This is a genomic window from Cupriavidus sp. SIMBA_020 (assembly GCF_046535395.1).
Classification (GTDB): domain Bacteria; phylum Pseudomonadota; class Gammaproteobacteria; order Burkholderiales; family Burkholderiaceae; genus Cupriavidus; species Cupriavidus campinensis.
Map to the genome: position 1 here is coordinate 1 of NZ_JAWRWU010000653.1, position 269 is coordinate 269.

The window sequence follows — 269 nt, forward strand, 5'->3', positions numbered from 1 at the left end:
GGTAGCCCTGCACCTGCACGTAGAACTGCGTGAGGTTCTCGAGAATCGCCTCGGTGTTGTCGAGCGCGAGCACCTTCGGCTTCGAGCGCAGCTGCGCCTGCCCTTTCTGCGCGAGCGCGTTCACGCGCGTGAGCAGATAGTTGCGCAGCGAGCCGCCGATCGATGCGGTGAGCGCGATGCCGGTCGGCAGGAAGGCGCCGGTCTGCCCGGTTTCGGAGGTGCCGATGCCGAACGTCAGCGGCGGGTTGCCGGCGCCGTTGTACTGCGTG

1 pseudogene is annotated in these 269 nt (G+C 67.7%); it reads right to left on the reverse strand.

The window, feature by feature from the left end:
• Positions 1–269: pseudogene (locus SB751_RS30930) on the reverse strand (EscC/YscC/HrcC family type III secretion system outer membrane ring protein); the annotation flags it as partial.